This is a genomic window from Streptomyces sp. RerS4 (assembly GCF_023515955.1).
In the GTDB taxonomy this organism is placed as follows: Bacteria; Actinomycetota; Actinomycetes; order Streptomycetales; family Streptomycetaceae; genus Streptomyces.
Map to the genome: position 1 here is coordinate 204,710 of NZ_CP097323.1, position 12,157 is coordinate 216,866.

At 71.2% G+C, this 12,157-nt stretch carries 12 protein-coding genes; all 12 read left to right on the top strand.

The genetic code is table 11. The features are described 5' to 3' along the window. The 12 genes from M4D82_RS33755 (at position 1) to M4D82_RS33810 (ending at position 12,140) form a co-directional block, all read left to right on the top strand. Positions 1–1,656: an FAD-dependent monooxygenase gene (locus M4D82_RS33755; protein WP_249772765.1), complete on the top strand. Its 1,656-nt coding sequence runs from the start codon at positions 1–3 to the stop codon at positions 1,654–1,656. Then, complete coding sequence (locus M4D82_RS33760; RefSeq protein WP_249772767.1) at positions 1,646–2,236, top strand: NADPH-dependent FMN reductase; 591 nt, start codon at positions 1,646–1,648, stop codon at positions 2,234–2,236. Before M4D82_RS33755 ends, M4D82_RS33760 begins: the two co-directional genes overlap by 11 nt. 323 nt (positions 2,237–2,559) lie before the next feature. Beyond that, positions 2,560–3,627: a glucose-1-phosphate thymidylyltransferase gene (locus tag M4D82_RS33765; protein WP_249772843.1), complete on the top strand. Its 1,068-nt coding sequence runs from the start codon at positions 2,560–2,562 to the stop codon at positions 3,625–3,627. Continuing rightward, positions 3,624–4,610: a dTDP-glucose 4,6-dehydratase gene (rfbB, locus tag M4D82_RS33770; protein WP_249772769.1), complete on the top strand. Its 987-nt coding sequence runs from the start codon at positions 3,624–3,626 to the stop codon at positions 4,608–4,610. The genes M4D82_RS33765 and rfbB overlap by 4 nt, the downstream gene beginning before the upstream one ends. An 88-nt stretch (positions 4,611–4,698) precedes the next feature. Continuing rightward, positions 4,699–6,003, top strand: coding sequence for a lipopolysaccharide biosynthesis protein RfbH (gene rfbH, locus M4D82_RS33775; RefSeq protein WP_249772771.1), 1,305 nt, complete (start codon positions 4,699–4,701; stop codon positions 6,001–6,003). After that, complete coding sequence (locus M4D82_RS33780) at positions 6,000–6,761, top strand: NAD-dependent epimerase/dehydratase family protein (protein WP_249772773.1); 762 nt, start codon at positions 6,000–6,002, stop codon at positions 6,759–6,761. Before rfbH ends, M4D82_RS33780 begins: the two co-directional genes overlap by 4 nt. 87 nt (positions 6,762–6,848) lie before the next feature. Continuing rightward, on the top strand, positions 6,849–8,255 hold the full coding sequence (locus M4D82_RS33785; protein ID WP_249772775.1) for an NDP-hexose 2,3-dehydratase family protein: 1,407 nt from the start codon (positions 6,849–6,851) through the stop codon (positions 8,253–8,255). Then, on the top strand, positions 8,255–9,310 hold the full coding sequence (locus M4D82_RS33790; RefSeq protein ID WP_249772777.1) for a Gfo/Idh/MocA family protein: 1,056 nt from the start codon (positions 8,255–8,257) through the stop codon (positions 9,308–9,310). Before M4D82_RS33785 ends, M4D82_RS33790 begins: the two co-directional genes overlap by 1 nt. Positions 9,311–9,376: 66 nt before the next feature. Beyond that, positions 9,377–10,138, top strand: coding sequence for an SDR family oxidoreductase (locus M4D82_RS33795; RefSeq protein WP_249772779.1), 762 nt, complete (start codon positions 9,377–9,379; stop codon positions 10,136–10,138). Positions 10,139–10,178: 40 nt separating this feature from the next. Beyond that, positions 10,179–10,487, top strand: a complete 309-nt coding sequence (locus M4D82_RS33800) for a VOC family protein (RefSeq protein ID WP_249772781.1) — start codon at positions 10,179–10,181, stop codon at positions 10,485–10,487. Between the two features lie 55 nt (positions 10,488–10,542). Then, positions 10,543–11,727, top strand: a complete 1,185-nt coding sequence (locus tag M4D82_RS33805; protein WP_249772783.1) for a nucleotide disphospho-sugar-binding domain-containing protein — start codon at positions 10,543–10,545, stop codon at positions 11,725–11,727. Continuing rightward, the gene (locus M4D82_RS33810) at positions 11,724–12,140 is read left to right on the top strand and encodes a cobalamin B12-binding domain-containing protein (RefSeq protein WP_249772785.1); all 417 of its coding nucleotides are present in this window, start codon (positions 11,724–11,726) and stop codon (positions 12,138–12,140) included. Before M4D82_RS33805 ends, M4D82_RS33810 begins: the two co-directional genes overlap by 4 nt. Positions 12,141–12,157 lie beyond the last annotated feature (17 nt).

Genomic DNA, 12,157 nt, shown 5'->3' on the forward strand with positions numbered 1-12,157 from the left:
GTGACCCCCGACCTCAGGCAGACCCAGGTGGTCGTGGTCGGGGCCGGGCCCGTCGGCCTGATGCTGGCGGGCGAGCTCCGGCTGGGCGGTGCGGACGTGGTCGTCCTGGACCGGCTGACCGCCCCCACCACGGAGTCCCGGGCCTCGACCCTGCACGCCCGGACCATGGAGATCCTCGACAGCCGAGGCCTGCTCGACGCGCTGGGACCCGTACCGAACGACCTCATGGGGCACTTCGGCGGTGTCCCGCTCGGCCTCGCCCTGCCCGGACCGTATCCGGGCCAGTGGAAGGTCCTGCAGGCCCGCACGGAGGCGCTCCTCGGCACCTGGGCGACCGGCCTGGGGGCCGTCGTCCGACGCGGACACGAGGTCGTCGCACTCACCGAGCACCCCGACGGCGTCGAGGTCGACGCCGTCGGGCCGGACGGCCCCGTCCGCTACCGGGCACTGTGCGTCGTCGGCTGCGACGGCGAGGACAGCGCGGTGCGGCGCCTGGGAGGCTTCGCCTTCCACGGCACCGACGCCTCCCGGGAACTGCTGCGTGCCGACGTCGCCGGCATCGACGTCCCCGACCGGCGCTTCCAGCGCCTGGAACGCGGTCTGGCCGTCGCCGCCCGCCGCCCCGACGGGGTGACACGGGTGATGGTCCACGAGTTCGGCCGACCCGTGCCCGTACGGGCCGGCGCCCCCGACTTCGCCGAGATCGCCGCCACCTGGCAGCGCGTCACGGGCGAGGACATCAGCGCCGGCACGCCCCTGTGGGCCAACGCCTTCGACGACACCTCCCGGCAGGTCACGCGCTACCGACAGGGCCGGGTCTTCCTGGCCGGGGACGCGGCGCACGTCCAGATGCCCGTCGGGGGACAGGCCCTCAACCTCGGGCTCCAGGACGCGGTCAACCTCGGCTGGAAGCTGGCGGCGCACATCGCGGGCCGGGTCCCCCACGACCTCCTCGACACCTACCACGACGAACGGCACGCCGTCGGGCAACGGGTACTGGGCAACATCAGGGCGCAGGCCCTGCTGCTGCTCGGCGGCCCCGAGACCGAAGCGGTCCGCGAGGTCTTCGGCGAGCTCCTGCGGATCCCGCACGCGCGGGCCCACCTGGCCAAGATGATCTCGGCGCTCGACGTCCGCCACGCCACGACCGCGGACGACCACCCGTCGGCGGGCGCCCGCCTGCCCATCGCCGACCTGGACACCGACCGGGGACCCACGACGACGTCCGCCCTGCTGCGGACCGGGCGGGGCGTCCTGCTCGACCTGACGGGGGACGCCGCCGGCGGGCGGCGACTGGCCGCCCTGGCACGGGACTGGTCGCCCCACGTCGGCGTGGTCCACGCCACCGCGTCCGCGGGCGGGGACCCGTTGGAGGGGGCCGGCGCCGCCCTGGTCCGCCCGGACGGGCACATCGCCTGGACCGGCTCCGACGCCGATCCCGCGCTGTCCGACGCGCTGCGCCGCTGGTTCGGGCGACCGGCTCCCCGGCGCGCCCCCGACGGGCGCGCGCCCGAGGAACCCGCGCCGGCGCGTAGCCGTACCGCCGTGCCACCCGGCGCCGCCGCACCCTTCCTCGGCCGTGCGCTCGCCCTCCTGGCACGCCGTATCCCTTCCCCAACCCCTGATCGAAAGGACACCCCCACCGATGTCGAATGAGCCGAATGAGCCCCTCCGTCTCGCGGTGATCATCGGAAGCAACCGCGAGGCCCGCTTCGGCCACGTCGTCGGCACGTGGATCGCCACCGAGGCCGCGCGGCGCCAGGACCTGGCGGTGGACGTCATCGACCTCGCGGACCACGACCTGCCCATCGTGCTCTCCCGCGACCCGTCCCCCGAGGTGGCCGCCGAACTCGCCAAGGTCTCGCCCCGACTGGCGCAGGCGGACGCCTTCGTCGTCGTGACCCCGGAGTACAACCACAGCTACCCCGCCTCCCTCAAGAACCTGATCGACTGGCACTACACGCAGTGGCAGGCCAAGCCGGTCGGCTTCGTCTCCTACGGGGGCCTGTCGGGTGGCCTGCGGGCCGTCGAGCACCTGCGGACGGTCTTCGCCGAACTGCACGCCGTCACGGTCCGCGACGTCGTCAGCCTGCACATGGTCTGGGACAAGTTCGACGAGACCGGCGCCCCCAAGGACGACGCCACGCAGGCGGCGGCCAAGGTGCTGCTCGACCAGCTCGGCTGGTGGGGCGACGCGCTGCGCCGGGCACGCGCCCGGGTCCCCTACAGCGCCTGAACACAGCGCGCGGGCCGCCCGCTTCAGCGCCGGGCGAGCGCAGGGAAAGGTGTCTGCCAGACCATTGTCAGCCTTCGGTCAATTCCCTTGCCGTGCGACAGGGACACCGAAGAAGCTGAATCCACCCCCGCCGTTTCACCGCGCTGTTTCACCGCGCATTCTCACGCGCGCCGATTCGCGGCGCCGATTCGCGGTGCCGGTTCATCGCGCTGTTCACCGCGCTGTCCACCGCGCTGATTTCATGCCCGCCGCTTCACGTCGAGCGCCTTTCCGCCGGCGGCCGGCCGCACCACACCCTCATCCTCATGAGCAAAGGAAAGAACATGAAGGCTCTGGTCCTGTCGGGCGGGTCCGGCACCCGCCTGCGCCCCTTCAGCTATTCCATGCCCAAGCAGCTCATTCCGATCGCCAACAAGCCGGTACTTCAGCACGTACTGGAAAACATCAAGGACCTCGGCATCACCGAGGTCGGCATCATCGTCGGGGACCGCGGTCCCCAGATCCAGTCGGTGCTCGGAGACGGCGCCGACCTCGGCGTGCGGATCACGTACATTCCCCAGGACCTCCCCCGCGGCCTCGCCCAGTGCGTGTCCCTCGCCCGCCCCTTCCTCGGCGACGACGACTTCGTGATGTACCTCGGCGACAACATGCTCCCCGAGGGGGTCGAGCGGATCGCCGAACAGTTCCGCGCCGAGCGCCCCGCCGCCCAGGTGGTGGTCCACAAGGTCTCCGACCCGCGCGCCTTCGGCGTCGCGGAGCTCGACGAGAACGGCCGCGTCGAGCGGCTGGTGGAGAAGCCGCAGCACCCGCGCAGCGACCTCGCCCTGATCGGCGTCTACTTCTTCACCCCCGCCATCCACGAGGCCGTCGACGCGATCGAGCCGAGCCCCCGCGGCGAGTTGGAGATCACGGACGCGATCCAGTGGCTCGTCAGCCACGGCGCGGAGGTCAAGGCCAGCGAGTACGACGGCTACTGGAAGGACACCGGCCGCGTCGAGGACGTCCTGGAGTGCAACCGCAAGCTCCTCGACGACGTGTCGTCCTCCAACGCGGGCGAGGTCGACGCCGCCAGCACCCTCGTCGGCCAGGTCGTCGTCGAGCCGGGCGCCCGCGTCATCAACTCCCGCATCGAGGGACCGGCCATCATCGGCGCCGGAACCGTGGTCCGCAACAGCCATATCGGTCCGCACACCTCCATCGGCAGGGACTGCGAGCTCACCGACACCCACATCGAGTACTCCATCGCCCTCGACGGGGCCACCGTCTCCCAAGTCCGCGGGCTGCGCAGCTCCCTCATCGGCCGCTCCGCGTCCGTCGGCCCCGCCGACCACAACACCCACCACCACCGGCTCGTCGTCGGTGACCACACCCGAGTCGAGGTAGCGGCATGAAGAAGATCCTGATCACCGGAGGCGCCGGCTTCATCGGCTCGCACTTCGTGCGCACCCTCCTCGCGGACGGGTACGAGGAATGGGCGGGCGCGCACGTCACCGTGCTCGACAAGCTCACGTACGCCGGCAACCGCGACAACCTCCCCGACCGGGACCCGCGCCTGACCTTCGTCCACGGCGACATCTGCGACAGCGAGCTGCTGCTGAGCCTGCTCCCGGGCCACGACGCCGTCGTCCACTTCGCGGCGGAGTCCCACGTGGACCGCTCCCTGGAGTCCGCCGAGGAGTTCGTCCGCACCAACGTGACCGGCACCCAGCGGCTCCTGGACGCCGTACTGGCCACCGGCGTACCGCGCGTCGTGCACGTCTCCACCGACGAGGTCTACGGATCCATCGACGAGGGCTCCTGGACGGAGGAGTGGCCGCTCGCGCCGAACTCCCCGTACTCCGCCTCCAAGGCCTCCTCGGACCTCCTGGCCCGGTCCTACTGGCGCACCCACGGACTGAACCTGTCCATCACGCGGTGCTCCAACAACTACGGGCCCTACCAGCACCCCGAGAAGCTCATCCCGCTGTTCGTCACCAACCTCCTCGAAGGCGAGCAGGTGCCGCTCTACGGCGACGGCGGCAACATCCGCGAGTGGCTGCACGTCGACGACCACTGCCGGGCGATCAACCTCGTCCTCAACCAGGGCCGCGCCGGCGAGATCTACAACATCGGCGGCGGCAACGAGCAGACCAACCGCGCCATCACCGAACGACTGCTCGAACTGACCGGCAACGACTGGTCCAAGGTACGCCCGGTCGCCGACCGAAAGGCCCACGACCTGCGCTACTCCCTCGACGAGACGAAGATCCGCGAGGAGCTGGGCTACGCCCCCCGCATCACCTTCGAGCAGGGCCTCGCCGAGACCGTGACCTGGTACAACGACAACCCCGCCTGGTGGAAGGGCGTCAAGCACGGCGTGGACACACGCGGATGACACCCGCCCGCCCCTGACGGCCGGCGGGACGCCGCCACCGCGTCCCGCCGGCCGTCACGGACCCCACCCATGACGGAGGAATGAAGACATGAGCGTGCACAAGGAACTCGTGCTGGACGAGGTCCGCAAATACCACCAGGACACGCGGGGAGACGGCTCGTTCGTCCCCGGAACCACCGAGATCTGGCCCTCGGGAGCCGTACTCGACGAAGACGACCGCGTCGCCCTCGTGGAGGCCGCCCTGGAGATGCGCATCGCCGCGGGGCGCAGCTCCCGCAAGTTCGAATCGTCCTTCGCGCGGAAGATGAAGCTGCGCAAGGCCCACCTGACCAACTCCGGATCCTCGGCGAACCTGCTGGCGACCACGGCCCTGACCTCGCACCTCCTGGAGGACCGCCGGCTGCGGCCCGGCGACGAGGTGATCACCGTCGCCGCGGGCTTCCCCACCACGGTCAACCCGATCCTGCAGAACGGGCTCATCCCCGTCTTCGTCGACGTCGAACTCGGCACCTACAACACCACCGCCGCCCGCGTGGCGCAGGCCATCGGCCCCAAGACACGGGCGATCATCATCGCGCACGCCCTCGGCAACCCGTTCGAGGTCGCGGAGATCGCCCAACTGGCCGAGGAACACGACCTCTTCCTCATCGAGGACAACTGCGACGCCGTCGGCTCCACCTACGACGGCAAGCTGACCGGCACCTTCGGCGACATGACCACCGTCAGCTTCTACCCCGCGCACCACCTCACGATGGGCGAGGGCGGCTGTGTCCTGACGGCGAACCTCGCCCTGGCCCGGATCGTGGAGTCCCTGCGGGACTGGGGCCGGGACTGCTGGTGCGAGCCGGGCGAGAGCAACAAGTGCCTCAAGCGCTTCGCCTACCAGATGGGCACCCTGCCGGACGGGTACGACCACAAGTACATCTTCTCGCACGTCGGCTACAACCTGAAGGCGACCGACCTCCAGGCCGCACTCGGCCTCACCCAGCTGGCCAAGCTCGACGGCTTCGTGGACGCCCGCAAGCGCAACTGGAAGCGTCTGCGCGACGGCCTCGACGGCGTCCCGCACCTGCTGCTGCCCGAGGCGACCCCGCGCAGCGACCCCAGCTGGTTCGGCTTCGTCCTCACCGTCTCCCCGGACGCCCCCTTCAAGCGGGCCGAGCTGGTCGACTTCCTGGAGGGACGCAAGATCGGCACCCGGCGGCTCTTCGCGGGCAACCTCACCCGCCATCCCGCCTACATCAACCAGCCCCACCGCGTCGTCGGCGACCTCGCCAACAGCGACATCATCACCGAGCACACCTTCTGGGTGGGCGTGTACCCCGGCCTGACCGACGAGATGCTCGACTACATCATCTCCTCCGTCAAGGAGTTCGTGGAGGCCCGCGGATGAGCATGGAGATCGTCGGCCGCGGCTTCCTCGCGGTGAACCTGCGCCCCATCGCGGACCGACACCCCGAGACGGTCGCCCTGGCGGCGGGCGTCTCCTGGGCCGCCGGCACCTCGGACGCCGACTTCGCGCGCGAAGCGGACCTGCTGGAGGAGGTGGCCGCCCGCTGCGTCGCCACCGGGCGACGCCTGCTGTTCTTCTCCACCGCCGCCACCGGCATGTACGGGGCCGTCGACGGCCCCGGCCGGGAGGACAGCCCGATCACGCCCGCCACGCCCTACGGCGCGCACAAGCTCGCCCTGGAACAGCGGCTGCGCGCGAGCGGCGCCGACCACCTCATCCTGCGCCTGGGCCACCTCGTCGGCCCCGGACAGCCGCCCCACCAGCTGATCCCCGCGCTGGTGCGGCAGATGCGCGCGGGCAGCGTACGCATCCAGCGCGAGGCCGCCCGGGACCTGATCGACGTGGCCGACGTCATCGCCGTCATCGACCGGCTGCTGTCACAGGACCTGCACGGAGAGACCGTCAACGTCGCCTCCGGGGCGGCCGTCCCCGTGGAGCACATCGTCGACCACCTGGAGCGGCGGTTGGGCCTCGAAGTCCACCGCGACTACGAGGACGCCGGCGCCCATCACGTCATCTCCATCGAGAAGCTCAACGCCCTCGTCCCCGAGACCGCCGCGATGGGCTTCGGCCCCGACTACCACCGCCGGGTCCTCGACGCCTTCATCGCGTCGACCGCAGCCACCTCGGCGCGCTGACACGCCGCGCGCCCGGCAGCCCGCCCGCCCGGCAGCCCGCCCGCCCGGCAGCGCCTCCCGCCCCCGAGCAACCGTCTGGAGTTCCCCATGCCCACCACGCCCGCCCCGCGCCCGGACGACGACACTCCCCTGCGCCCCCGCCACGACTCCTCGGACGCCGTACGGATCGCCGCCTCCGCCGCCACGACCGACGGCGCGAAGCTGAGCACCGCGGACTTCCCCGGCTGGTTCGACAGCCGCCGCCAGGCGCACCGCTTCCGGGTCGAGCGGATCCCCTTCGCCGAACTGGACGGCTGGTCCTTCGCGCCGGACACCGGAAACCTCGTCCACCGCAGCGGCCGCTTCTTCTCCGTCGAGGGCCTCCAGGTCACCACGGGGGAGGACCCGCACCCGCGGTGGCACCAGCCCATCATCAAGCAGCCCGAGGTGGGCATCCTGGGGATCCTCGTCAAGGAGTTCGACGGAGTCCTGCACTTCCTGATGCAGGCCAAGATGGAGCCCGGCAACCGCAACCTGCTCCAGCTCTCGCCCACGGTCCAGGCCACCCGCAGCAACTACACCAAGGTGCACCAGGGCGCCGACGTCAAGTACATCGAGTACTTCGTCGAACCCGGCCGGGGCCGGGTCGTCGCGGACGTCCTCCAGTCCGAACACGGCTCGTGGTTCTTCCACAAGAGCAACCGCAACATGATCGTCGAAGCCGTGGGCGACGTTCCGCTCCACGACGACTTCTGCTGGCTGACCCTGGGGCAGATAGGCGAACTCCTGCTCCGGGACAACGTCGTCAACATGGACTCCCGGACCGTGCTGGCCTGTGCCCCCTTCCCCCGTGACGAGGCCGGCGCCCTCCACACCGACGTGGAGGTGGCGTCCTGGTTCACCGCCGAGCGCTCGCGCCACGACGTCCACGCCGAGCGGGTGCCGCTCGCCTCCCTGCCCGGCTGGAAGCAGACCGCGTACACCGTCGAGCACGAGCAGGGACGCTACTTCGACGTCGTCGCCGTGCGCGTCGAGGCCGGCAGCCGCGAGGTGTCCGGGTGGACGCAGCCGCTGTTCGAGCCGCGCGGTGTCGGCGTCACCGCCTTCCTGACCCGCACCATCGGCGGCGTCCGACACGTCCTCGTGCACGCCCGGGTCGAGGGCGGCTTCCTCGACACCGTCGAACTCGGCCCCACCGTCCAGTACACCCCGGACAACTGGGACCACCTCACCGGCGCGGACCGCCCGCCCTTCCTCGACCTCGTCCTCAGCGCCGCACCCGAGCGCGTCCACTACGAGGCCGTCCACTCCGAGGAGGGCGGCCGGTTCCTGAACGCCGAGTCCCGCTACCTCCTCGTCGACGTGGACGAGGAGCAGGCTCCCCTGGACGCTCCCGCCGGGTACCGCTGGGTGACCCCCGGTCAGCTGGGCGACCTGGTACGCCACGGCCACTACCTCAACGTCCAGGCCCGCACCCTCCTCGCCTGCCTCAACGCCACGGCGGTGCGCGGCTGATGGGACGCGTGCGCATCGGCGTCCTCGGGTGCGCGGACATCGCGCGTCGCAGGATGCTTCCCGCCATGGCGGCCGCCCGGGGCGTCGAGATCACCGCCATCGCGAGCCGTGACGCGGACCGGGCGCGGCAGGTCGCCGACCCGTACGGGGCCGCCCCCGTGCACGGGTACGAACGGCTGCTGGCCCGCGACGACGTCGACGCCGTGTACGTCCCGCTCCCGGCCGCCCTGCACGAACGGTGGACGGCCGCCGCCCTGGACGCGGGCAAGCACGTCCTCGCGGAGAAACCGCTGACCACCTCCCACGAGGCGACCGCGAGACTGGTGACGCTGGCGGCGGCCGGGGGGCGGGTGCTGATGGAGAACGTCATGTTCCCCCACCACCCGCAGCACGAGGCGGTCGCCGCCCTCGTCGCCGACGGCGCCATCGGCGAGGTCCGCTCCTTCCGGGCGGCGTTCGCCATCCCGGCCCTGCCCGCCCACGACATCCGCCTCGACGCGGACCTGGGCGGCGGCGCCCTGTGGGACACCGGCGTGTACCCGGTCCGCGCCGCCCTCCACCACCTGGGCCCCGGTCTGCGGGTGGTCGGAGCCTCGCTCACCCGCGGCCACGGCCAGGAGGTCGACACCGCGGGCGCGGCGCTGCTGCGCACCCCCGAGGGGATCACCGCCCAGCTGTCCTTCGGCCTCGACCACGCGTACCGGTCCGCGTACGAGATCTGGGGCAGTCGCGGCCGCGTCACGGTCGACCGTGCCTTCACCACCCCCGCCGACCTCGCGCCCCAGGTCACGCTGCACACCTCCGCGGGCACCGAACGGATCGCGCTGCCCGCCGCCGACCAGGTCGCGCTCACCGTGGCCGCGTTCGCGCGGGCCGTCGAGGAAGGCGCCCGGCCCGACCCGCTGATCGTGCGCCAGGCGGAACTGCTCCACGAGCTGCGCACGCACGCGGGCGACTTCGGTCAGCCCGAGGCAACACCGGTCAGGCCTCCGTCCGCTGATGGTCAATTCCAGGTGAACGGCATTGCCCCGACGGGCGTCGGCCGAAGAGGCTGATCACAAGTCTCCGCCGTACTGACTTTGTTGTCGGAGCAACGTTTACCCTCGACAGGAGACATTTCCATGGGAAGGCTTACCGGAAAAACGGCGCTCGTCACGGGATCGAGCCGTGGAATCGGCAGGGCGATCGCCGAGAAACTCGGACGTGAAGGCGCTCTCGTCGCGGTCCACTACGCGAACGGAGCGAATTCCGCCGAAGAAGTCGTCGCGGCCGTGGAAGGCGACGGCGGACGCGCCTTCGCGGTGCGCGCCGAACTCGGCGTCCCGGGTGATGTCGACACCCTCTTCGAGGGCCTGGCCGCCGGCCTGGAGGAGCGGACGGGATCCGCGGACCTCGACATCCTCGTGAACAACGCCGGCCTGATGGCCATGGGTGCGCCGGAAGAGGTCACCCCCGACATGTTCGACCGGATGATGGCGGTGAACGCCAAGGCCCCGTTCTTCATCGTCCAGCGGGCCCTGGCCACGCTCCGCGACGGCGGCCGTGTCATCAACATCAGCTCGGGCCTGACCCGCGTGGCCAACCCCGACCAGGTCACGTACGGCATGACCAAGGGCGCGCTGGAACAGATCGCGTTGCACTTCTCCCGACACCTGGGCCCGCGACGGATCACCGTCAACACGGTCGCCCCGGGCAGCACGGACAACGGCGGCGAACTGTTCAAGATTCCGGAGGTGCGCGAGGCGCTGTCCAAGCTCAGCACGTTCGGTGAGGTCGGGGACCCGGCGGCGGTGGCCGACGTGGTCGCCTTCCTCGCCTCCGACGACGCCCGCTGGGTGACGGGGGCGTTCATCGACGCCACCGGTGGCACCCTGCTCGGCTGAGCACCCACGACAAGAAAGGCCCAGGGCCATGTTCGGCGCGTTGTCCGCCATTTTGATCAAGTGCGACGACTTCGAGGCGATGAAGTCCTTCTACCGCGACCGGATGAATCTGGCGACGGTCAAGGAGGGCGACAACTGGATCGTCCTCGACACCGGCTCGGGCGGTGAACTCGTCCTGGGCGGAGACACCGGCGGGGACACCTTCGCCGTCGCGTTCACCAAGGCCGATCTGGGCCCCGCCAGAGAGGCTCTCGTGGACATCGCACCGACGGAGACCGAAAAGCATTCCGACATGCACCGGTTCTTCGTCAAGGACCCGGACGGAAACACCGTCCTGGTCATCGACTGACGACGGCTTCGTTGTGAGACGGCCTCTTTGAGTATGTGAGTAATTGGGAGAATGCGTGAAAATCCTTTTCGTCGCGAGCGGGAGTCCCGCGACGGTGTTCGCCCTCGCGCCGCTCGCCACGGCCGCGCGCAACGCCGGGCACGAAGTGTTCATGGGCGCCGTCGAGGACATGGTCCCGTACATCGCCTCCGCGGGGCTTCCGGCGCTGTCGATCGTCTCGTCGGCCATCCGCAAGTACGCCACGACCGACCGTGACGGCAATCCGGTCAGCCTGCCGAAGACGCCCGAGGAGGAGTTGGACTTCGCGGGCCACTGGTTCGGGCGGATCGCGGCGGCGAGCATGGAGGGACTGCGAGGGGTCGTGGCCCACTGGCGTCCGGACCTGGTGGTCGGCGGCTCGATGTCCTTCGCGGCCGCCCTGATCGCCGCCGAGCTCGGTGTGCCGTACGTGCGCCAGGCCTGGGACACCGGGGACGCCTGGCGCACGGACCCCGCGGCGAGCGACGAACTGCGCCCGGAGCTGGCCGAGTTGGGTCTCGACCGACTTCCCGACCCGGATCTGTTCATCGACATCTGCCCGCCGTCCCTGCGGCCCGCCGACGCCCCCGCGGCCCAGATGATGCGCTGGGTGCCGGCCAACGGCCAGCGAGCCCTGGAGCCGTGGATGTACACCCGGCCCGACCGCCCCCGGGTGCTCGTCACCTCGGGCAGCCGCATGGTCTCCGCGAAGAACACGGGATTCCTGAGCGGCCTCGCGCGGGACGTCGCGGCGCTCGGCGCGGAGCCCGTCATCGCGACGCTCGACGAGGTGGCGGCCGGGATCAGGGCGGAACTGCCCGGGGTCCGGGCCGGCTGGGTGCCGCTCGACGTCGTCGTGCCCACGTGCGACATCGTCGTCCACCACGCGGGCGGAGTCACCGCGCTGACCGCGATGAACGCCGGTGTACCGCAGCTGATCGTCCCCCAGGGCGGCAACTTCGTCGAGGCGGGCCGGCGGATCTCCGACTTCGGCGCGGCCATCACCCTCGACCCCGAGGAGACCGGCGCCGACGGCGTCGCCACGGCATGCCGGGAACTCCTCGACGACCCCTCGTACGCCGAGCGGGCCGGCCTGCTCGCGGACGAGATCGCGGCGCTGCCCCTGCCCGCCGACGTGGTGCGGGTCCTGGAGGACCTGGCGGGGGCGCCGCGCCCCGTAACCGACGACCGACACACGAACGACCATGGGAGCCAGAGTTGAGTGATTCCGTTTCGATCCGCGTGGTGATGGCCAAGCCCGAGGCGGGCGGCCGTGGCACACCGGCGCCGACGACGCTGGTCGACGCCTTCCGCGAGGCGGGCATCGAAGCCGTCGACGCGGGCGCGGACCAGAGCCCCGAGGGCCTGGTCGCCACCGTCCTGCGGGAGAAGGCCGACGCCCTGTGCGTTTCGAGTCTGCTGGGCACGCACGCCGAACTCTTCGGATCGGTCCTCGGCCTGCTGGCCGAGGCCGGGGCCGGCCACGTCACGGTGTTCGGCGGCGGGATCATCCCGACCGCGGACATCGAGGCCCTCACGGCCGCGGGCGTCGCCGAGGTCTTCTCCTCCGGCACGCCGCCGTGGGCCGTCGCCGAATGGGTGCGCGACCACGTCCGACGCCCCGCGGGGATCTGACCGTCCGTCCGGATGCC